Below are 20,697 nucleotides of genomic sequence, written 5' to 3' on the forward strand. Positions count from 1 at the left end.
GCTACGGGTCCGCCAAACCCCGGAGCGTCTACGCCTTCGCCGTCGCGGTGGCCGCCTTCTGGCTGGCCTCCCACTCCTCGCGTGTGGGCGGGACGGGGCGGGCCTCCTTGCGGCCCAGGCCGGCCTTCTTCATGGCACCGGCGACCGCGGCGAGCACGACGCTGGCGCCCAGGGCGATGGCCGTCCACAGAATCACACCGCCGCTCATGGCGACGATGGCGACGGCGGCCACGCTCCACACCACGATCCAGGAGATGGTGAGGAACCAGGCGGAAACGGTATTGCCGTGGTCCTCGTGGTGTTCGTCGGCCATCAGGGGTTCTCCTTCGGTTCGGCTGGCCGTGCTGCCAGCGGTGCGTGTGAGGTGCCGTCCCCGGACGCCTCCTCGGCACTGGCGGACGCGGTGCCTCTGGAGTCGTCGAGTGTGGGATCGTCACCGGCGTCCAGCGATTTCCACAGGTCGGAGGGTGTCTCGGCCCGGGTCGCGCGCGGTGCGGCGCCTCGATCGTACCGGGTGCCCATACCTGGCCAGACAGGGGCCCGTACCGCGGCGAACAGGCCTGTGGCGACCAGTAGCACGGCGCCCGCCACGGCCATGGCGGGACCGAGGGCGGACAGCTGGGGGTCGGCCGCCACCTGCGCGGCACCGGCCGCGTCGGCGGTGTTCTCGGACACAGCGGCCAGGAGGGTGTCGGGGCGGGTGGAGTCCCAGACCGCTCCGAGTGCGGCCACACCGCCGACGGCGATGAGGAGGCCGACCGCGCGGCGGGCCCAGTTCCGGGTGGCGTACAGGCCCGCGATCCCGGCCAGCCCGGCCCAGCCGATGCCGCTCAGGGCTCCGGTGAGGTCGGTGCCGGTGAGGTCGACGGGGGCGGGGGCGACCGGTCCCGGTGCGCTGAGCTGGCCGGTCACCCAGTGGCGTCCGGCCGCGGCGAGCAGGAGTCCGGCCCCCGCGGCCAGGACGAGCATGGCGAGGCCGTACTCCCGGCGCGCACGGGCCGGGAGGGTGGAGGAACTCACAGGAGTCTCCCCGCGTCGAAGCACGTGCGGTCTCCGGTGTGGCAGGCCGCGCCCCTCTGGTCGACGCGGACCAGAAGGGTGTCCCCGTCGCAGTCGAGTGCGACCGAGACCACGCGCTGGGTGTTGCCGGAGGTGGCGCCCTTGACCCAGTACTCGCCGCGGCTGCGCGACCAGTAGGTGGCGGCGCCGGTGGTGAGGGTGCGGTGCAGTGCCTCGTCGTTCATCCAGGCGAGCATGAGTACCTCCCCGGTGTCGTGCTGCTGCACGACGGCGGGGACGAGACCGTCCGGGTTCCGCTTCAGACGGGCGGCGATGTCCGGGGCGAGGCTGGTGACGCTCATGGGTCCCAGGTTATGGCCGCCCGTGGAGCGCCGCGCACCGGGTGGTGCCTGGAGGGCGCCAGGAGGAAAGGACCGCGGTACATGTCCTAGAGTTCGTGCGTCCGTACCGTCACCACCTCTTCCTCGTACCCTGGGGGTTCTGTGACCGCCGAGTCCCTGTCCGCCGACCTGGCGGGCAAGCCCGACGTGCTGGCCTCGCTCGCCCACCGCTTCCCCCGGTGGGACCCCTACGCCGCGCTGCCCGCGCTGTTGGAGGACGAACCCGCCTCGGTGCGGTTCCTGGGACTGGGCGCGGCACGGCACGCGTGCGAGGTGGCGGCCGCGCGCCTGCGCCGGGCCGGGATCGCGGCGAACGCGGATTTCTCCTCCTCCGCCGAGGAGCCGCCCGCGGGCCCGGAGACGCTGGTGGTGGCGGTGAGCCTGGGCGGCGGGCAGCGGGAGCTGTACACGGCCCTGGACTACTACGTGGCGCGGTCGCCGGTGATCGTGCTGGCCCCGTCGGTCGATGCCGTGGTGGGGCGCCAGGCCGATCTGCTGGTGCCGCTGCACGCGGGTGAGGAGGCCAGCGGTCTGGGCTGTCGCGCCTACCAGCACGCTCTGGCCCTGCTCCTGCTGCTCGGACACCGCCTGGGCGCGCCCGTGTCGGGGAGCAGCAAGAACCTCCCGGGGCTGTTGCGCCGCGCGGCCAACGCGACGGCTTCGCTGTTGGAGGGCGCGCCGGAGTGGGTGCCCCAGGCGGCCCGGGTCCTGGAGTCTCCGCACGGTGTGCACCTGGTGGCCCCCGCCGAGCGTATGGCGTCGGCTCTACAGGGGGTACGGGCGCTGCGCAAGGGGCCGGTGCGAGTGGCGTACGCCTGTGAGACCGGGGAGTGGTCGCACACCGACCGCTATCTGGCGGCGGTGACGGACTACCGGGCGCTGCTGTTCGCGGGCTCGGCCTATGACGAGCGCTTCGCCGAGCACCTGCGGCACCTGCGGGGCGCGTTCGTGGCGGTGGGGCCCACCCCCGGCCGTGAGCGCGTGCCGGGGGCGGGTCTGACCGTGCGCTATCCGGGCGACTCCGACCCGGACGTGAGCCTGCTGGTGGAGCCCCTGGTGGCCGAACTGCTGGCGGCGCACTGGTGGGCGGCCTCGGGCCGGTGAGGGCGACGGCCGGGCAAGGCCGGAGCCGCAGGTGTCCGTTGAGGGTGGTGGAGGGCGGCGGGCGGACAGAGCGGAGCCCCGAAGAGACACGTTCAGGCCGAGGAGCTCACCCAGGAGGCGTGAAGGTCGGCGTACACGCCCGGCTGGCCGACCAGCTCGCTGTGGGTCCCGCTCTGCGCGATGCGTCCGGCGTCGAAGACGAGTACCCGGTCGGCGGCCTCGGCGGTGGACAGGCGGTGCGCGATGGTCACGGAGGTGCGCCCCCGTGTGAGCCGGTCCAGGGCGCGCTGGATGCGTACCTCGGTGTGCGGGTCCACGGCTGAGGTGGCCTCGTCCAGTACGAGCAGGTCCGGGTCCGCGACGTAGGCGCGCACCAGGGCGACCAGCTGCCTCTCCCCCGCCGACAGCGACTCACCGCGCTGGCCCACCGGGGTGTCCAGCCCGTGCGCGAGGCTGTCGAGCCACTCCGAGAGCCCCAGGTCGGTGATGGCGGCCTCCAGTTCGGCGTCGGTGCTCTCGGGGCGGGCGAAGCGGATGTTGTCGCCCAGGGAGCTGTCGAAGAGGAAGCCCTCCTGCGGGACCATGACCACCCGGCTGCGCAGGGAGGAGAAGGCCACCTCGCGCAGGTCGGCGCCGTCGAGCCGGACGGTGCCCTCGGCGGGGTCCATCAGGCGGGTGAGCAGCTTGACGAAGGTGGTCTTGCCCGAGCCGGTCTCCCCCACCACGGCCACCCTGGTCCCCGGGGTGATCTCGACGCTGACGTCGTCCAGGACGACGGGGCCCTCGGGGTAGGAGTAGGTGACCTCGTCGAAGGAGACCCGGACCGGTCCGCGCGGCAGCTTCCGTCCCGCCTCGCCGGGGTCGGCGATGTCGGGGGCGGTGTCGAGCACGCCCAGGACGCGGCGCCAGCCCGCGATGGCGTTCTGCGCCTCGTTGAAGATCTCGGTGGCCATCATCATCGGCTGGATGAACAGGGTCATCAGGAACAGGAAGGCGATGAGCTGTCCGGCGGTCAGGTCGCCGCCCAGGCCGAGCCAGACGCCGATGAGGACCACGGCGGTGTTGCCGACGGCCGCGACGATCTCGGCGAAGGGTGAGACCGCCACGGACAGTCGCTGGGCGCGGATCTGGGAGCGGCGGGTGGCCAGGACCGTGGTGTCGATGCGCTCGGCGGTGCGCCCCTCGATGCCGTGGGCGCGGATGACGGCGGCTCCCATGACGGTCTCGCCGATGACGCCGAGCATGTCGCCGGTGTTCTCACGGACCTTGAGGTAGGCCTTGGACAGCAGCTTCTGGAGCCAGCGCACGCCGAACATCAGCGGTAGGAAGCAGATCCACACCACGATGGTGAGCTGCCAGGAGTAGACCGCCATCAGGGCGGTGGCGACCAGGAGCTGGCCGCTGCTGACCAGCAGGAGGATACCGCCCCACTGCATGAAGGTACTGATCTGGTCGACGTCGCTGGTGACGCGGGAGACCAAGGCGCCCTTGCGCTCGCTGTTCTGGGTGAGGACGGACAGGTCGTGCACGTGCCGGAACGCCTTGCGGCGCAACGTGGCCAGGCCGGATTCGGTGGCTCCGTACAGGCGCACGTTCATCAGGTAGGAGCAGACCATGGTGACCACGAGCAGGGCGGCGCAGGCGGCCACCATGCGGGTGACGAAGCCCAGGTCGGGGCCCCCGGCCCCGGACAGGCCGTTGTCGATGATCTGCTGGACGGCGACGGGCACGACGACCTTGCCCGCGGTGGCCACGGCCGCGAAGACCAGGGTGAGCCACAGCCCCCGGGCGAACTCCGGGGAGAGTCTGAGGCCCCGCTTGACCGTGTCCATCGCGCTGTCTGAGGAGCGGTGCAGGGACAGGACCGGGTCCGCGGTGCCGTCCTCCCGCCACTGCCGCGCGCCGGGGTCGGGCCGCTGCCCGGTGCGGGTGGGTGCGCTCATCGGCTGGTCTCCTCGGTGGCGTCGTCGCTGCGTCGGGCGGGGTCGGGCGGCCCGGCCTCCTCGGGGAGCGGCTCCGTCTCGGCTTCGGCGGAGGCGCGCTCGTAGGCGGTGACGAGCCTGGTGTAGCCGGGCGAGGTGGTGAGCAGCTCCTCGTGGGTACCGCGGGCCAGGATGCGTCCGTGCTCCATGTAGACGACCTCGTCGGCGAGTTCGATGGTGGCGCGCCGGTAGGCGACCACGACCACGGTGGCGGCGCCGTCGCGTTCGCGCAGGCCCGCGAGGATCTGTGCCTCGATCTGCGGGTCGACGGCGGAGGTGGCGTCGTCCATGATGAGCAGTCGCGGGCGGCGCACGATGGCGCGGGCCAGGGCCAGGCGCTGGCGTTGGCCGCCGGACAGGGTGGTGCCCTTCTCGCCGAGCCGAGCGTCGAGTCCGCCGTCCAGTTCGCTGATGAAGCCGTCCGCTCGGGCCAGGCGCAGGGCGGCCCAGACCTGGTCGTCGCCGATGGAGGCGCTCAGGGTGAGGTTGTCGCGGACGGTGTCCTCGAACACGAAGGTGCCCTGGGGTACCAGGGCGGCGTGCCGGGGGATCTGGTCGCGGTCCAGTTCGCGTACATCGACGCCGTCGAAGGTGACGGTGCCCGACTCGGCGTCGACCAGGCGCATGAGCACGGTGGTGAGCGTGGACTTGCCCGCCCCGGTGGGGCCGACCAGGGCGACGGTGCGCCCGGGGGCGATGTCCAGGTCCACGCCGTTGAGGACGGTGGCGCGGGCGGTGGTCGAGTCCTCGTCCATCAGGTCGTGTCCGCCGCCGTCGGCGTCGTAGGAGTCGGCGTAGGAGAAGGTGACGCCGCGGGCGCGCAGGCCGATGCCGGTCGGGGCCTCCTCCAGGGAGCGGTCCCCGTACTCCATGGCACCGCCCGAGCGCAGGACGGACTGGACGCGGTCCCAGCCCACGACGCTGCGGGGCAGGTCGCCCAGGATCCACCCGAAGGAGCGGATGGGCAGGGACAGGAGGGTGAACAGGAAGGCGATCTGAACGAGGTCACCGGGGTCGATGGCGCCGGTGGAGAGCCGCCACATGCCCAGGAGCAGGACGGCGAGTACGCCGAAGTTGGGCAGCGCCTCCATGACGGGGTCGAACATCGAGCGCATCCGGCCGACCTGGATGAGTGCGTCGCGCAGGCGGTGGGCGGAGCGGGTGAAGCGCTCTGTCTCGGTGTCCTCGCGGCCGAGGGTCTTGACGACCAGGGCCCCGTCGAAGGACTCGTGGGCGACACCGCTGACCTCGGCGCGTAGGGCCTGTGCGCGTGAGGCCATGGGTGAGACGCGGCGTTGGAAGACGACGTTGGCGGCGGCCAGGACGGGGAAGACGACGAAGGCGACCAGGGAGAGCACCGGGTCGGTGATGATCATGGCGGCGGCGGCGATGGCCAGCATGAAGACGCTGCCGACCGCCATGGGCAGTGGTGCGAGCGGCTGCCAGGCGGCCTCGACGTCGGCGTTGGCGTTGGACAGCAGCTGTCCGGTGGGGTGGCGGTGGTGCCAGGAAAGGGGGAGCCCGAGGTATTTGCGGGCGACGGCGCGGCGGTAGCGGGCCTGCATGCGGAACTGCATGAGCGCGGCGAGCAGACGGCGCATGGCGATGCCGGTGGCCTTGCCGAGTCCGACCGCCATGAGCAGCGCCCCGGCGATGGTGAGGGCGGCCGCGGTGGTGCCGCCCTGCTCGAAGGCCGGGAGGATGGTGTTGTCGGTGAGGTAGCCGAGCACGGAGGCGGAGCCGACGTTGACGGCGGCGTGGATCATGGCGCCGAGTACGGCGACGAGGAAGATCCACGGTTCGGCGCGGATGGCGACGCCCAGGACGCGCAGTCCCCGGGTGAAGACGCCGGTGTGCGCGCGGGCGTGCGCGGCCCTCTCGGCCCGTTCCCGGGGTTCGGTGTCCCCGTCGCCTTCCGTGGCTCCGGGCGGGGCCGAACCCTCCTCCGCGTCCAGGTCCCTGGTACTCGTGCCCTGCGCCATGCGCCCCCCGTTCTTTTCCCTGGCCGGGACAGGCCCGGCGCGGCCAGACAAACGCGCAGCGGCCCCCGGGCATGCCGAAGGCCTGTGGAGTGCGCGTGTTGTGCCAACCTATCCAGCGGCACCGTCAGGTTCCACCAGATTGTTTCAGCGCCGGGCACGACGGGGCTATTCCGTCCAGCTCCGGGGTGTGATCGGGCCGGTTTCGGCCAGGATCGGCCCTCGGGGCGGTCTCGGCAGGGGCACTAGCGGACGGGGTGACCCGCCTCGCGCAGGCTCTTCTTGACGTCGGCGATGGTGAACTCGCCGAAGTGGAAGACCGTCGCGGCCAGTACCGCGTCCGCGCCCGCCTCCACCGCCGGGAGGAAGTGTTCCACGGCTCCCGCGCCGCCGGAGGCGATCAGCGGCAGCTCCACCCGGGCGCGCACCGCCCGGATCAGCTCCAGGTCGAAACCCGCCTTGGTGCCGTCCGCGTCCATCGAGTTGAGCAGGATCTCTCCCGCGCCCAGCTCGGCGGCGCGCTCGCACCACTCCAGGGCGTCGATGCCGGTGCCCCGGCGCCCGCCGTGGGTGGTGACCTCGAATCCGCTCGGGGTCGGCTGGCCCTCCTCACGCACCCTGCGTACGTCGGCGGAGAGCACCAGTACCTGGCGGCCGAAGCGCTCGGCGATCTCCCCGATGAGTTCGGGGCGGGCGATCGCGGCGGTGTTGACGCCCACCTTGTCCGCGCCCGCGCGAAGCAGCCTGTCCACGTCCTCGGTGGTGCGCACGCCGCCGCCCACGGTCAGCGGGATGAACACCTGGTCGGCGGTGCGGCGCACCACGTCGTAGGTGGTCTCCCGGTCCCCGCTGGAGGCGGTGACGTCCAGGAAGGTGAGCTCGTCGGCACCGCCGGTGTCGTAGGTGTCCGCCAGTTCCACCGGGTCGCCCGCGTCACGCAGGTTCTCGAAGTTGACGCCCTTGACCACTCGTCCGGCGTCCACGTCCAGGCAGGGGATGACGCGTACCGCCACGCTCACTGGTTCGCCCCCTTCACCTCGCGCACCGCGGTCAGGGCATCACGCAGGGTGAAGGCGCCCTCGTACAGCGCGGTGCCCATGATGGCGCCCTCCACGCCCAGCGGTACCAGTGTGGCGATCGCCCGCAGGTCTTCCAGGCTGGACACGCCGCCGCTGGCCACCACCGGCTTGTCGGTGCGCTCACACACGGTGCGCAGCAGGTCCAGGTTGGGGCCCTTGAGGGTGCCGTCCTTGTTGACGTCGGTGACGACGTAGCGGGCGCAGCCCTCCGACTCCAGGCGGTCCAGGGTCTGGAGGAGGTCGCCGCCGTCGCGGGTCCAGCCGCGTGCGGCCAGGGTCGTGCCGCGCACGTCCAGACCGATCGCGACCCGGTCGCCGTGCTCGGCGATGATCTTGGCGCACCACTCCGGGTTCTCCAGGGCGGCGGTGCCGATGTTGACCCGCCTGCATCCGGTGGACAGGGCGGCGGCCAGCGACTCGTCGTCGCGGATGCCGCCGGACATCTCCACCTTCACGTCGAGGCGGCCGACGATGTCGCGCAGCAGGTCTCGGTTGTGTCCGCGGCCGAACGCGGCGTCCAGGTCCACCAGGTGGATCCACTCGGCGCCGGCGTCCTGCCAGGCCGTGGCCGCCTCGAAGGGGTCGCCGTACTGCCCGCCCGAGCCCGCCTTTCCTTGGACGAGTTGGACGGCCTGGCCGCCCGCCACGTCCACGGCGGGCAGCAGTTCGAGTTCGGGGGTGGTGGTCTCGCCGGTCATGGATCCTTCTCGTACTCGGTGGGAAAGCGTCGGTCGCAGACCTCGGGGCGCCCACGGGTTCGTGCGGCGCTCCCTAGAGGGTGTCGACCCAGTTGGCCAGGATGCGGGCGCCCGCGTCACCGGACTTCTCCGGGTGGAACTGGGTGGCCCACAGCGGCCCGTTCTCGACGGCGGCCACGAACGGCTCGCCGTGCTCGGTCCAGGTCACCCCCGGCTCGGGGATGTGGTCGTTGACGGCGACGAACTCCCACTCGCGCACGGCGTACGAGTGCACGAAGTAGAAGCGCTCCTGTGGCCCGATTCCGGCGAAGAGCCGGGTGTCCTCGGGCGGGCGGACGGTGTTCCAGCCCATGTGCGGCACGATGGGCGCGCGCAGGCGGTCCACGGTGCCGGGCCACTCGCCGCAGCCCTCGGTCACCTCGGCCTCGGCGCCGGCGCTCGGGTCCGCGCTCTCCACGCCCCTGTCGAAGAGCACCTGCATGCCCACACAGATGCCCAGGACCGGGCGTCCCCCGGCCACGCGCCTGCCGATGATCCGGTCGCCGCCCGCGTCCCTGAGGCTGGACATGCAGGCGCTGAAGGCACCCACGCCCGGCACGAGGAGGCCGTCGGCTTCCAGGGCGGCGTGCGGGTCGGAGGTGACGGTGACGTCGGCGCCGGTGCGCTCCATGGCGCGCTGTGCCGAGCGCAGGTTGCCGGAGCCGTAGTCGAGGATGACCACACGTGACGGCATGAAGCTGCCCTTCCTCTTAGAAGTAGCCCAGTCGGAGCACACCGGAGGCCACCGCGAGCGCCGCGCACACGGCGAGGGCCGCGGCGATGACCCGGTTGGCCCTCCACACCGTGTAGGCGCCTCCGGCGAGGAAGCCTCCCAGCACGATGAGGAGTATGCCCCACAGGTCGGTGTCCATCTACAGGGCACCCTTGGTCGACGGGATGTCGCTGACGCGCGGGTCGTTCTCGGTGGCGGTCCGCAGGGCGCGGGCCAGCGCCTTGAACTGGCACTCGACGATGTGGTGGGCGTTGCGGCCGTAGGGCACGTGGACGTGCAGGGCCACGCGGGCCTGGGCCACGAACGACTCCAGGATGTGGCGGGTCATGGTGGTGTCGTAGTCGCGGCCGATCACCGGTGCCATGCCCTCGGGCTCGCTGTGCACCAGGTAGGGGCGTCCGGAGACGTCGACGGTCACCTCGGCCAGGGCCTCGTCCAGAGGCACCTTGGCGTCGGCGAAGCGGCGGATACCGCGCTTGTCGCCCAGGGCCTCCCGGAAGGCGGCGCCCAGGGCAAGGGCGGTGTCCTCCATGGTGTGGTGGGAGTCGATGTACAGATCGCCCTCGGTGCGCACGGTCAGGTCGAACAGGCCGTGCTTGGAGAGCTGGTCGAGCATGTGGTCGAAGAAGCCGACGCCGGTGGAGACGTCAGCGACGCCGGTGCCGTCCAGGTCGACCTCGACCAGGACCTTGGTTTCCTTGGTGGTGCGCTCGACGCGTCCGGTGCGGCTCATGGTGGCGTCACTTTCTCGGTGGTGCGGTTGTTGCGGTGCGCGGCGGGCGGGTCCACGGCCGCCGCCGGTGGCGGCCGACGGCTCAGTGTCCGGTGGCGTGGAGCAGGGCGCGGCGGAAGGCGTCCATCTCACCGGAGGTGCCCACGGTGACGCGCAGCCATCCGGGCGGTCCGGTCTCGCGGATGAGGACCTGCTGGTCGAGCATGTCCTGCCACACCTTGGTGCGGTCCTCGAACTCGCCGAACATGATGAAGTTGGCGTCGGAGTCGGCGACGGAGAAGCCCTGTTCGCGCAGCCAGCCAACCAGGGAGTCGCGTTCGGCGCGCAGGTCGGCGACGGCGGCGAGGAGTTCGTCGGCGTGGTCGAGCGCGGTGAGTGCGACCGTCTGGGTGACGGCGGACAGGTGGTAGGGCAGCCGGACCAGCTGGAGGGCGTCGACCACGGCCGGGTGGGCGGCCAGGTAGCCCACGCGCGCCCCGGCCAGGGCGAAGGCCTTGGACATGGTGCGCGAGACGATCAGCGTGGGGTGGTCGGGCAGCAGGCTCAGGGCGCTGGGCTTGCCCTCGCGGCGGAACTCGGCGTAGGCCTCGTCCACCACCACGACCCCGGGGGCGGCCGCCCGGGCGAGACGCTCGGTGTCGGCGATGTCCAGGGCGGTACCGGTGGGGTTGTTGGGCGAGGTGAGGAAGACGACGCTGGGGCGGTGCTCGGCGATCGCGTCGAGGGCGGCTTCCACGTCGACACGGAAGTCGGCGTCGCGGGGCACGGGCACCCACGTGGTACCGGTGCCCCGGGCGATGATCGGGTGCATCGAGTAGGACGGTTCGAAGCCCATCGCGACCCGCCCGGGGCCGCCGAAGGCCTGGAGGACCTGCTGGAGGACCTCGTTGGAGCCGTTGGCGGCCCACACCTGGTCGGCGGTCAGGCCGTGGTCGAGGTAGGCGGCCAGCCCCTCCCGCAGGCGGACCGCGTCCCGGTCGGGGTAGCGGTTCAGGCCCAGGGCGGTGTCGGCGACCGCCTCGGCCAGGGCTTTGGCCAGGCGCTGCGAGGGCGGGTGCGGGTTCTCGTTGGTGTTGAGCACCACCGGGACGTCCAATTGCGGCGCGCCGTAGGGCGAGCGGCCGCGCAGGTCGTCTCGGAGGGGCAGATCGTTCAGGGTGAAGCTCACGGTTCCACGCTCATGGTCGGTTGTGGGCGGGCGGCCGTACACGGATCCCCCGGCCGGTGCGGCCGGGGGCGCTGGTGCGCCCGGGATCCCGCCGGGCGGGCGGCCGTCGGATCAGGCCGGGTCCGTGCGCGCGGCGACGGCCTCACCGTGCGCGGGCAGGTCCTCGGCGTTGGCCAGGGTGATGACGTGGTGGGCGACGTCGGCCAGCGCGTCGCGGCCGTAGTCGACGATGTGCACCCCGCGCAGGAAGGTCTGCACGCTCAGGCCGCCGGTATGGCAGGCGCAGCCGCCGGTGGGCAGTACGTGGTTGGACCCGGCGGCGTAGTCGCCGAGCGAGACCGGCGAGAAGTCGCCGACGAAGACCGCGCCCGCGTTGCGTACGCGCGCGGCCCACGCGGCGGCGTCGGCGGTCATGATCTCCAGGTGCTCGGCGGCGTAGGCGTCGACGACGGCGAGGCCGTGGTCGAGGTCGTCGACCAGGGCGATGCCGGACTGTGGGCCGGACAGGGCCTCGCGGACGCGATCGCTGTGCTTGGTGGCCTCCACACGGACGGCGAGGCGCTGGGTGACCGCTTCGGCCAGGGCCTCGTCCGGGGTGACCAGGACGGAGGCGGCGACGACGTCGTGCTCGGCCTGGCTGACCAGGTCGGCGGCGACGTAGTCGGCGTTGGCGGTGGCGTCGGCGAGGATCGCGATCTCGGTGGGACCGGCCTCCGCGTCGATACCGATGACGCCCTTGAGCAGGCGCTTGGCCGCGGCCACCCAGATGTTGCCGGGTCCGGTGACCATGTCGGCGCGCTCGCAGGGGCCCGCGCCGTGGGCGAACATGGCCACGGCCTGGGCGCCGCCCACCGCGTAGACCTCGTCGACGCCGAGCAGGGCGCAGGCGGCGAGGATGGTCGGGTGCGGCAGTCCGCCGAACTCGCTCTGGGGCGGCGAGGTCACCGCCAGGGAGCGCACACCCGCCTCCTGGGCGGGGACGACGTTCATGACGACGCTGGAGGGGTAGACGGCCCGGCCGCCCGGTACGTAGAGACCGACGCGGTCGACGGGGATCCACTTCTCGGTGACGGTGCCGCCGGGCACGACCTGGGTGGTGTGGTCGGTGCGGCGCTGGTCGCGGTGTACCGCGCGGGCGCGGCGGATGGACTCCTCCAGAGCGGCGCGCACGGCGGGATCGAGGCCGGCCAGGGCGGTGTCGATCGCGTCCTTGGGAACACGGATGTCGGCCAGGCGCACACCGTCGAGGCGTTCTGTGAGTTCGATCAGCGCCTCGACCCCGCGATGGCGTACGTCCTCGCAGATGGGGTGTACTCGCTCGACGGCGGCCGCCACGTCCAGTTCCGCGCGCGGAAGTGCCTGGCGTGGGTCGCCCTGGGTGCCTCGGAGGTCGATTCGACTGATCACGGTCACAGTCTAGGGGGAACCGCCCATTCGGTGGGTGGTGCTGTCCGGATGATGGACACCACACCCGTGCCACCGGCGGGTACGCACCCCTTCGGACATTGCGGGCAGAGTACAACAAAGAATATCTATTTAGCTTCCCCTAAGTTTGGGACACCTAACCTAAATAACCTTCAGAAAGGCTTGCCTAACAAATAGGAGATACCTCACGGAGTTTCGCGAAATGCTTTTGTATGAGTTATCGTGAGGACATGTCTTCGAACAAGAGCAGCGATATCGGCCTTTCCAAGTTCAACCGGCTCCTGGTCGACCAGGTGCGGCACGAGTTCACGGCCTCCCACCAGTACGTGGCCATCGCCTCCTGGTTCGACGACCAGGACCTGCCCCAGCTCGCGCGGGTTTTCTACGAGCAGTCGCTGGAGGAGCGCGACCACGCGATGATGATCGTGCGGTTCCTCCTGGACAACGACGTCTCCTTCGCCCTTCCGGGCGTGGACGAGATCGAGACCTATTTCTCCGCTGCCCGCGACCTGGTCGCCCTGGCCCTGCGCCAGGAGCGCGAGGTGACCGACCAGTTCCACCGCCTGGCCAAGGTCGCCCGCGACGAGGACGACTACACCGGCGAGCAGTTCCTTCAGTGGTTCATCCAGGAGCAGACCGAGGAAGTGGCCAAGATGTCGACTCTCCTCAACGTGGTGGACCGCGCCAACGGCAACCTGTTCGACGTGGAGACCTTCGTCGCCCGCGACATGCCCAGCGAGGGCAACGGCGGCCAGGGCGCGCCCGACACCGCCGGCCCCTCCGTCTCCTGAGCGTCAGCCACGAGCCGCCTCCGGGCGGCCGCTCCCGCGGCCCGGGATCCGGGCGCCCGTTCCAAGAGGGGGGAACGCAGGCGCCGGGTTCCGGGCCGCCTCCTGTGCGGGTCACCGCCCGCCTCCGCGGTAAATCCATGCCGGAGCGCGCCGTCGACGTCCGCGTTCCCGGCATGGGAGGCATACTGGGACTATGCCCATGGCCCTGCCGATCTTCCCGTTGAACACCGTGCTGTTCCCCGGCATGACTGTTCCCCTGCACGTCTTCGAGCGGCGGTACCGCAAGCTGGTCTCGGAACTGCTCGGACCCACCCTCGCCCAGGGCGAGCTGTCCGGGGCCGAGCGGGGGCCGCGCCGGTTCGGGGTGGTGTGGATAGAACTGGGCCACGAGGTGGCCGCCGAGTCCGGCCAGAGCGCGGGCGACGCGGACACCGGGGTGCCCACCACCAGCGGCCCCGGAACCTCGCTGCCCCGGGTGAGCGCGACCGGATGCACTGCGCTGGTCCGCGACGTGCGCACCTACGATGACGGCCGCTACGACCTGGTCGTGGAGGGCGGCGCGCGGTTCTCCGTCACCGATCTGGCCCAGGTGGACGTCTCGTCCCCGGAGGAGTACTCGACCGCCTCGGTGGCGTTCCTGCCCGAGCCGCTGGGCCCGGACGTCGAGGAGCACGCCGAGCGGGTGCGGGACCTGTTCGCCACCTACTCCCAGCGGCTGGCCTCGATCGGGATGTCTCCGGACGCCTCACCGGAGCTGCCCAAGGACCCCATCGCGCTGTCCTACACCGTGGCCGCTTCCACGGTCCTGGACCAGGCGGAGAAACAGCGGTTGCTGGAGGCGGAGGACGCGGCGACACGCCTGGCCGTGACCGCTCGGTTCCTGCGCCGGGAGAACCGCATCGTGGCCGCTCCCACACTGCCCAACCTGCCCGCGGGCCCCTTCCTCGACAACGGCGTATCGTTCAACTGAAGGCCTGGGGCAAAAGTCCCGATGCCGACACCAGGCGTCTGAAACACCGTCCTCCCCGCACGCCCCCTCACACACTCGCGGCCCAGGTCGCCTAGCCTGCTGTGCGGACCGGTGCTGCACGCCCGGGCTCCGAGACCCGGGCGTGTTCGTGACGCACGCACCAGCGCGTTCACGCGCAGGAGAGGAACCAGGTACTCGATGAGTGGAAAAGCCACACCCGCGACCGTGGCCGCGGGACGGACCAAGACCACGTACACACTGCACCCCTACGAGGCCGACGACGCCTCGGACGGACGCTCCTACGGCGCCGACGCCGCCGACGCGCTCGGCGTCCCCCAGGGAGCCGTCTTCAAGACCCTGATCGCCGAGGTGGACGGCCAGCTCACCGTGGGGGTCGTCCCCGTCAGCGCCACGCTCGACCTCAAGGCGCTGGCCGCGGCGGTCGGCGGCAAGAAGGCCGTCATGGCCGACCCCGCCAAGGCGGAGAAGGCCACCGGATACGTACGCGGCGGGATCAGCCCGCTGGGCCAGCGCAAGCGGCTGCGCACCGTGATCGACACCTCGGTGACCGCTCTGCCCACGGTCTACGTCTCGGCCGGACGGCGGGGGCTACAGATGGAACTGAAGCCGCAGGACCTGATCAAGCTGACCGAGGCGGTCACCGCGTCGATCGGCTCCTCCTGACCGGGGCGGTGGACACGGGAGGTATCGGGCCGGGGCGGTGGAAGCCCCGGCGAAGCCGCACACAGGTTGTTGCCGGTCCATCTACCCAAGAGTAGTTTTGTGACATGGGCAACACTTCGTCCCCCTTTCAGTCGGTTCCCGGAATGTTCCTCTCCCGCGTCGCCGAGTCCGGCGACGCCGAGGCGTTCAGTTACCCCATCCCCGACCCGAGCGGCGCTCCCGAAAAGTGGGAGACCCTCACCTGGTCCCAGACCCGTGACCGCGTGCGCGACCTCGCACTGGGCCTGCACTCCTTGGGGGTGACCCCCCAGGCCCGGTGCGCGATCGCCTCCGGCACCCGGATCGAGTGGATCCTCGCCGACCTGGCCGTGTTGTGCGCGGGCGGCGCCTCCACGACCATCTACCCGTCCTCCACCCCGCCCGACTGCGCCTACATCGTCTCCGACTCCGGCAGCATGGTGGCCTTCGCCGAGAACGACGAGCAGGTCGCCAAACTGGTCGACCAGCGCGCTCAGACGCCCGGGCTGTCCAGGGTGATCGCATTCGAGGGCACCGCGGGCGGTGACGACGACTGGGTGATGGCCCTCGACGAGTTGGCGGACGCGGGCGCCGCGCTGCACGCCGAGAAACCCGACCTGTTCGAGGAACTGGTGTCGGGCGTGCGCCCCGACCACCTGGCCACGCTGATCTACACCTCGGGCACCACCGGAAAGCCCAAGGGCGTGCGCCTGGACCACGCGAACTGGCTCTATGAGGCCCAGGCCATGGAGGACCTGGACACCGAGCTGCGCCCACAGGGCTGGGATCTGATGAACATCGACGACGTGCAGTACCTGTGGCTGCCGCTGGCGCACGTCTTCGGCAAGGTCATGCAGGTCAGTCAGCTGCGGATCGGTTTCAAGACCGCCGTGGACGGCCGTGTCGACAAGATCGTGGACAACCTGGCCATCGTGCGTCCCACCTTCATGGCCGCCGCCCCGCGCATCTTCGAGAAGGTCTACAACCGGGTGGTCATGCAGGCCAAGGAGGGGGGAGCGGCCAAGTACCGGGTCTTCCGGTGGGCCGTGGGCGTGGGCGACCGGGTCGCGCGCCTGAAGGAGGACGCCAAGGAGCCCACCGGTCTGCTGGCCGCTCAGTACAAGGTCGCCGACAGGCTCGTGTTCGCCAAGCTGCGGGCACGCTTCGGCGAGCGGTTGAAGTTCTTCATCTCCGGCAGCGCGCCGCTGTCCCCCGACATCGGACGGTTCTTCTACGGTGCCGGGATCATCATCCTGGAAGGCTACGGGCTCACCGAGACCAGCGCCGGAACATTCGTCAACCGGCCCGGCGACGTCAGGTTCGGCACGGTCGGGTTGCCCATGCCGGGCACCGAGGTCAGGATCGCCGAGGACGGCGAGGTCCTCATCCGCGGCGGTGGCGTGATGCGCGGCTACCACAACCTGTCCGGCGCCACCGAGGACGTGCTCACCGAGGACGGCTGGTTCGCCACCGGCGACATCGGGGTCCTGGAGGGCGGGCGCCTGCGCATCACCGACCGCAAGAAGGAGCTGATCAAGACCTCCGGCGGCAAGTACGTGGCTCCGCAGAGCATCGAGAGCCGGTTCAAGGCGCTGTGCCCCTATGTGAGCAACCTGGTGGTGCACGGCGACCAGCGCCCCTACTGCGTTGCGCTGGTGACCCTGGACCCTGAGGCCATCGGCGTGTGGGCCGCGGACAACGGCCTGGGCGGCCTTGACTACACGAGCCTGACACGCGAGCCGAAGGTAGAAGAGATGGTGCAGGAGGCCGTCGACGAGCTCAACAGGGGCCTGCCCCGGCACGAGACCGTCAAGAGGTTCGCGATCCTGCCCAACGACCTGACGGTGGAGGAGGGCGAGATCACGCCCAGCCTCAAGATGCGGCGCCGGGCGATCGAGAACAAGTACCGGGACCTGCTCGACGGCATGTACGAGAACACCGTCCAGACGCTGTGAGGCGGTGGCCGGGGATCAGCGGGGAGGTTCCTCCGGCCACGCCCGGTCGTCGGCCGGGATCGACGAAGCGGGCGTGGCCGCCGCGTCCGCCCTGGGCACACGGGCGGGCACGCCGGGCTGGTCGCGGCGCGCGAAGCTGATCGCGTCGAGCAGCCCGTACTGGAGGACGAACACCAGCGGCCAGATCAGCAGGAAGGCGGTCGCCTCAAGCTGGAGGCCGATCTGGACGGTGGCCCCGGATTCGGCGGCGGCGACGGCGGCGCGCGCCGGACCGTCCAGGGCCACGCCGATGCGCCATGTGAGCAGCGCCCCGCCCAGGGAGCCCAGGCAACCCGCGACCAGGCAGACCATGCGCAAGTCCCGGAAGCGGCGTCGGGCCAGGGGGAACTGGACCATGTAGGCGGTGTAGCCGGTGACCAGCCCGGTCAGCGCGGTCATGAGGGCGAAGTAGCCCTCCCCCGCGAACACGGCCTCGGTGGTGCCGGTGAAGACCTCGCCTCCGCCCAGGGCGGTGCCCTCCGCACGGGGCGCGATCTGCCACCACAGGGGGCCCAGCAGGGCGCCCAGCAGGAGCAGAGCTCCGAGGACACACGCCCCCGCGGCCAGCTGAGGCGCCCACGCCGACGTGTCCGACCGGTTCTGGTCAGCCATCTCCCCCACTCTCTCCACCCCGTCCCGGCTCGCGGAAAACCAGTGGATACGGGGTATAGCCGGAACGGAGAATACCGGCATGAGCGACAAGAACAGCCCTCTGGCCGTCCCCGTACCCCAACGTGTCGATCCGCCCATGGCCGCCGACGAGCGCACCATGCTCACCAGCTGGTTGGACTGGCACCGGGCCACGGTCCACGCCAAGTGCGACGGGCTGTCGCTGTCCCCGGACCTGTCGGCGGCGGCACCGCTGCCGACCTCCCCGCTGATGACGGTGGGCGGTGTGGTGTGCCATCTGCGCTGGGTGGAGGCGTTCTGGTTCGAGACCGTGATGCTCAACCAACCGGACCTGGCTCCCTACAGCGAGGAAGATCCGGACGCCGAGTGGCGCCGGGGCGGGGAGGTCCCCCTGGACCGGCTGCTCGACGAGTACGACGCCCAGTGCGCCCGCTCACGTGAGATCACCGCCAAACTGGAACTGGGCTCGGGCGCACGGCGCACCCGCCCCCATCCGACCCTGCGCTGGGTGCTGGTGCACATGATCGAGGAGACCGCCCGCCACAACGGCCACCTCGACGTCCTGCGCGAACTCGCCGACGGAGTGACCGGCGGATAGCCCGCACCGCACGACGCGGGTGCCGCGGACGGCGGTTTCGCCGCCTTCGGACGGACAACGGGAATTCGCAAACAGGTGGATGCCAGACCCGATGACCGGAAGAATGTCTGGATGAGTGATGAGAACGCATCCCCACGCGTGCCCGGACGTGTGGACCCGCCCATGTCGGCCGACGAGCGCATGATGCTCACCACGTGGCTGGAGTGGCACCGGGCCACGGTCCACGCCAAGTGTGCCGGGCTGTCCCCGGAGCACGCCGCCGCGACCCCCCTGCCGACGTCTCCGCTGATGAGCGTGGGTGCCGTGGTGTCCCATCTGCGTTGGGTGGAACACGCCTGGTTCGAGATGATCCTGATGGGACTGCCCGAGCAGGGCTACGCCACCTCGCGGGACCCGGACGCCGAGTGGCGCCGGGGCGGGGAGGTCCCCCTGGACCGGCTGCTCGACGAGTACGACGCCCAGTGCGCCCGCTCACGTGAGATCACCGCCAAGCTCGAGCTGGACGCCGTGGCGACACGCCCGCGCCGGGGAGAGGAGCCCGCCACGCTGCGCTGGGTGCTGGTGCACATGATCGAGGAGACCGCCCGCCACAACGGCCACCTGGACGTGCTGCGCGAACTCGCCGACGGCACCACCGGCGAGTAGCCCGCCGCGTCCGGCCGCCGGCACGCGTGCTCAGGGGGCCGGGCGGCGCCGGGTGGCGCGTGCCCGGTTTCCGCATCCGACCGAGCACCAGGCCTGGTCACGGCGGGTGCGCAGGAAGTACATGCCGCAGCTGGGCGCGTCGCAGCGGCGTAGGCCCTCGCCGCCCTCCCTCGCAAGGAGTTCGAGTGCGCGCCGTGCGAGCGCGGCCCTGGCGTCCCGCCCCGCCTCCTCCTGGCCGAGCCGGCCCTCGGCGTCCATGCGCAGGGTCACCGGAGCGTGGGCGGCCAGGGCGTTGAGGTCCTCCCTGACCCGCTCCGGTACCGGCTTCCCCTCCGCCCGGGCGTCCACCGCGGCGCGGACCAGCCTCCGCAGGGATCGCAGGGCCTCGGTCGGCTCCCCTGCCAGCGCGCGGGCACCGACGCGCGTGCGCCAGGCCGCGGTGAGCCCGGGGTCGGCGAAGAAGTCGACGTCGTCCCGTCCCGGACCGGCGCCCACGACGACGGTGTTGGTCAGGTCCAGGACGGGGTGTTCGTGGCCGATCCACGGCATGTCGTCGAACTCGCGCAGCGTCATACCCCCAAGCTACCGGATTTTTATACCTGAATCCGTGATACCTTCCTGTCACGGATTTGGGTAGACAAGTCCGTGACATGAACGGTCGCGAGGATGGGAAGGTCCGCCATGACACTGGAGTACGTTCGTTTCGAGACTGATGACCCCGAGGCCCTGGCCGCGAGCCGCGACACTCTCGTCCGGCGGCTGAGGGAGCGCTACGGCTCCGCGTTCGTCAGCGCCCAGCTGGTGCGCTTCGATGACGACAGCGTCGGCGACGTCATCCTGTGGGACTCGCGCGAGGCGGCCGAGCGGGCCGCGAAGGAGATGCCCTCGGACCCGGCCGCCGCCGGCTTCTTCGGCCGGATCACCACTGTGCACGAGATGCGGCACGCCGAGGTGCTGCACACCTCCTGACGCGCACCGGCGTCCGCGACGGCTGGCTCCCGCGCACGGGGTGTGGAGCGGGAACACCCGGTGGAGAACGCACGGCGCCCGCGGACGGTACGTCCGCGGGCGCCGCCGGCCCGGGTCAGAGCCCTGTGCCGTCCTCGGCCGCGGGGCCCTCGCCCTCCTCGGCGAGGATCAGGTACAGGCCCCGCCTGGTCTCGGAGAGGAGCCGCTTGGCCCGTTCGATCTGCTCGGTGCTACCCGCCTGGGCAACCTGCGCCGCGGCGGCGGTGAGCTGGTAGGCCAGTGTGCCGACCTCCTCGTACCGGGACCGGCTGTCGGCGTAGGCGTCGGCGCCCGCCTCCCAGGGCGGGGTGAGGCCGGCGCCCTTCTCCTCCAGATGGGCGATGCCCTCCTCGGTGAGCTTGTAGGGACGCCGCCGCCCCTCGCCCTCCTGCTGGGCGACCAGACCCTCGTCCTCCAGCTGCTGGAGCATGGGATAGACGGAACCGGGGCTGGGCCGCCACATGCCACCGCTGCGGTCACGGCCCTCGCGGATGATCTCGTACCCGCTGCGCGGCTCCTCGGCGAGCAGCAGCAGGATGCCGGTGCGCACGTCGCCCCGCTTGGCTCGGTGTCCGCCGCGCCGGCCGCCGCCGCGCCCGCCACGGGGGCCGGGGCCCCCGCCCGGGCCGAATCCGCCGAACGGCTGGCCTGGCCCGAAGTGCCCTCCCGCCCACGGTGGGACCCCGGGTGGCGTCGGGGGCTCGGGCGGCATCGGACCGAACTCGGCTCGCTCACCGCCGCGTCCGTGCCCGGGGTGTCCGGGGTGCCCGCCTCGGACATCGTCGGAACGCCGGCCCCAGGGACGGCGTGCACGGCCCGGGCCGCGCGCGCTCCAGGACCAGGGGCCGGGAAGTGCCATGGCGCTCATGGTGCTCTCCTTCATAATAAGCGATACAGTCCGACTGTCATACTATGTTCTGATAGGTCAAAGATATATCTTTAATTTCTCAGGGGCAAGCTCCGGGCATGAAAAAGGTCCCCGAGCGCCCCTTCGCAGGGCGCCCGGGGACCGGGGAGGG

General features: G+C 71.4%; 23 protein-coding genes. 8 read left to right on the plus strand and 15 right to left on the minus strand.

The window, feature by feature from the left end:
- Positions 1-28: 28 nt before the first annotated feature.
- The 3 genes from AC0T5L_RS19385 to hisI are packed head-to-tail and all read right to left on the minus strand — an operon-like array spanning position 29 to position 1,361.
- Positions 29-313 carry an HGxxPAAW family protein gene (locus AC0T5L_RS19385; RefSeq protein ID WP_476166860.1) on the minus strand — a complete coding sequence of 95 codons (285 nt, stop codon included), beginning with the start codon at positions 311-313 and terminating at the stop codon, positions 29-31.
- The gene (locus AC0T5L_RS19390; RefSeq protein ID WP_476166861.1) at positions 313-1,020 is read right to left on the minus strand and encodes a Trp biosynthesis-associated membrane protein; all 708 of its coding nucleotides are present in this window, start codon (positions 1,018-1,020) and stop codon (positions 313-315) included. The genes AC0T5L_RS19385 and AC0T5L_RS19390 overlap by 1 nt, the downstream gene beginning before the upstream one ends.
- Entirely contained in the window at positions 1,017-1,361 is a 345-nt protein-coding gene (gene hisI, locus AC0T5L_RS19395; protein WP_476166862.1) for a phosphoribosyl-AMP cyclohydrolase, read from the minus strand. Before hisI ends, AC0T5L_RS19390 begins: the two co-directional genes overlap by 4 nt.
- Before the next feature lie 141 nt (positions 1,362-1,502).
- On the opposite strand from hisI, the gene AC0T5L_RS19400 reads away from it, so the two are divergent.
- A complete protein-coding gene (locus AC0T5L_RS19400; protein ID WP_476166863.1) occupies positions 1,503-2,504 on the plus strand; it encodes a phosphoheptose isomerase family protein in 1,002 nt (333 codons plus the stop codon).
- 92 nt (positions 2,505-2,596) lie between these two features.
- Here the strand turns inward: AC0T5L_RS19400 and AC0T5L_RS19405 are convergent, their stop codons facing one another.
- The 9 genes from AC0T5L_RS19405 to hisD form a co-directional block, all read right to left on the minus strand.
- Positions 2,597-4,447: an ABC transporter ATP-binding protein gene (locus AC0T5L_RS19405; protein WP_476166864.1), complete on the minus strand. Its 1,851-nt coding sequence runs from the start codon at positions 4,445-4,447 to the stop codon at positions 2,597-2,599.
- Positions 4,444-6,468 (minus strand): ABC transporter ATP-binding protein, encoded by a 2,025-nt coding sequence (locus AC0T5L_RS19410; protein WP_476166865.1) that lies wholly within the window; start codon positions 6,466-6,468, stop codon positions 4,444-4,446. The genes AC0T5L_RS19405 and AC0T5L_RS19410 overlap by 4 nt, the downstream gene beginning before the upstream one ends.
- Before the next feature lie 242 nt (positions 6,469-6,710).
- Positions 6,711-7,484: an imidazole glycerol phosphate synthase subunit HisF gene (gene hisF / locus AC0T5L_RS19415; RefSeq protein WP_476166866.1), complete on the minus strand. Its 774-nt coding sequence runs from the start codon at positions 7,482-7,484 to the stop codon at positions 6,711-6,713.
- Complete coding sequence (priA, locus tag AC0T5L_RS19420; protein WP_476166867.1) at positions 7,481-8,242, minus strand: bifunctional 1-(5-phosphoribosyl)-5-((5-phosphoribosylamino)methylideneamino)imidazole-4-carboxamide isomerase/phosphoribosylanthranilate isomerase PriA; 762 nt, start codon at positions 8,240-8,242, stop codon at positions 7,481-7,483. The genes hisF and priA overlap by 4 nt, the downstream gene beginning before the upstream one ends.
- Positions 8,243-8,315: 73 nt before the next feature.
- Positions 8,316-8,975 (minus strand): imidazole glycerol phosphate synthase subunit HisH, encoded by a 660-nt coding sequence (gene hisH, locus AC0T5L_RS19425; protein WP_476166868.1) that lies wholly within the window; start codon positions 8,973-8,975, stop codon positions 8,316-8,318.
- Between the two features lie 16 nt (positions 8,976-8,991).
- Positions 8,992-9,153: a hypothetical protein gene (locus tag AC0T5L_RS19430; RefSeq protein ID WP_476166869.1), complete on the minus strand. Its 162-nt coding sequence runs from the start codon at positions 9,151-9,153 to the stop codon at positions 8,992-8,994.
- Entirely contained in the window at positions 9,154-9,747 is a 594-nt protein-coding gene (gene hisB, locus AC0T5L_RS19435; protein WP_476166870.1) for an imidazoleglycerol-phosphate dehydratase HisB, read from the minus strand.
- An 82-nt stretch (positions 9,748-9,829) separates the two neighbouring features.
- Positions 9,830-10,915 carry a histidinol-phosphate transaminase gene (locus AC0T5L_RS19440; protein WP_476166871.1) on the minus strand — a complete coding sequence of 362 codons (1,086 nt, stop codon included), beginning with the start codon at positions 10,913-10,915 and terminating at the stop codon, positions 9,830-9,832.
- A 111-nt stretch (positions 10,916-11,026) separates the two neighbouring features.
- On the minus strand, positions 11,027-12,322 hold the full coding sequence (gene hisD / locus AC0T5L_RS19445) for a histidinol dehydrogenase (RefSeq protein WP_476166872.1): 1,296 nt from the start codon (positions 12,320-12,322) through the stop codon (positions 11,027-11,029).
- A gap of 248 nt (positions 12,323-12,570) precedes the next feature.
- Here hisD and AC0T5L_RS19450 point away from each other — a divergent pair, with 248 nt between their 5' ends.
- The 4 genes from AC0T5L_RS19450 (at position 12,571) to AC0T5L_RS19465 (ending at position 16,758) form a co-directional block, all read left to right on the plus strand.
- Positions 12,571-13,131, plus strand: a complete 561-nt coding sequence (locus AC0T5L_RS19450) for a ferritin (protein WP_476166873.1) — start codon at positions 12,571-12,573, stop codon at positions 13,129-13,131.
- Positions 13,132-13,324: 193 nt separating this feature from the next.
- The gene (locus AC0T5L_RS19455) at positions 13,325-14,101 is read left to right on the plus strand and encodes an LON peptidase substrate-binding domain-containing protein (RefSeq protein ID WP_476166874.1); all 777 of its coding nucleotides are present in this window, start codon (positions 13,325-13,327) and stop codon (positions 14,099-14,101) included.
- Between the two features lie 198 nt (positions 14,102-14,299).
- Positions 14,300-14,785, plus strand: coding sequence for a Cys-tRNA(Pro) deacylase (ybaK, locus tag AC0T5L_RS19460; protein ID WP_476166875.1), 486 nt, complete (start codon positions 14,300-14,302; stop codon positions 14,783-14,785).
- A gap of 104 nt (positions 14,786-14,889) precedes the next feature.
- Positions 14,890-16,758 (plus strand): AMP-dependent synthetase/ligase, encoded by a 1,869-nt coding sequence (locus tag AC0T5L_RS19465; protein ID WP_476166876.1) that lies wholly within the window; start codon positions 14,890-14,892, stop codon positions 16,756-16,758.
- Between the two features lie 15 nt (positions 16,759-16,773).
- Here AC0T5L_RS19465 and AC0T5L_RS19470 read toward each other — a convergent pair whose 3' ends face one another.
- A complete protein-coding gene (locus AC0T5L_RS19470) occupies positions 16,774-17,409 on the minus strand; it encodes a hypothetical protein (protein WP_476166877.1) in 636 nt (211 codons plus the stop codon).
- Between the two features lie 79 nt (positions 17,410-17,488).
- Between AC0T5L_RS19470 and AC0T5L_RS19475 the strand changes: the two genes are divergently transcribed.
- On the plus strand, positions 17,489-18,025 hold the full coding sequence (locus AC0T5L_RS19475) for a DinB family protein (RefSeq protein ID WP_476166878.1): 537 nt from the start codon (positions 17,489-17,491) through the stop codon (positions 18,023-18,025).
- A 111-nt stretch (positions 18,026-18,136) separates the two neighbouring features.
- The gene (locus AC0T5L_RS19480; RefSeq protein WP_476166879.1) at positions 18,137-18,670 is read left to right on the plus strand and encodes a DinB family protein; all 534 of its coding nucleotides are present in this window, start codon (positions 18,137-18,139) and stop codon (positions 18,668-18,670) included.
- A 30-nt stretch (positions 18,671-18,700) separates the two neighbouring features.
- Here the strand turns inward: AC0T5L_RS19480 and AC0T5L_RS19485 are convergent, their stop codons facing one another.
- Positions 18,701-19,243: an ABATE domain-containing protein gene (locus AC0T5L_RS19485; protein WP_476166880.1), complete on the minus strand. Its 543-nt coding sequence runs from the start codon at positions 19,241-19,243 to the stop codon at positions 18,701-18,703.
- A 108-nt stretch (positions 19,244-19,351) separates the two neighbouring features.
- Here AC0T5L_RS19485 and AC0T5L_RS19490 point away from each other — a divergent pair, with 108 nt between their 5' ends.
- Positions 19,352-19,639: a hypothetical protein gene (locus AC0T5L_RS19490; RefSeq protein WP_476166881.1), complete on the plus strand. Its 288-nt coding sequence runs from the start codon at positions 19,352-19,354 to the stop codon at positions 19,637-19,639.
- 115 nt (positions 19,640-19,754) lie between these two features.
- On the opposite strand, the gene AC0T5L_RS19495 is transcribed toward AC0T5L_RS19490, so the two are convergent.
- The gene (locus tag AC0T5L_RS19495; RefSeq protein ID WP_476166882.1) at positions 19,755-20,546 is read right to left on the minus strand and encodes a PadR family transcriptional regulator; all 792 of its coding nucleotides are present in this window, start codon (positions 20,544-20,546) and stop codon (positions 19,755-19,757) included.
- Positions 20,547-20,697 lie beyond the last annotated feature (151 nt).

Source organism: Nocardiopsis sp. TRM 82005 (genome assembly GCF_056312425.1).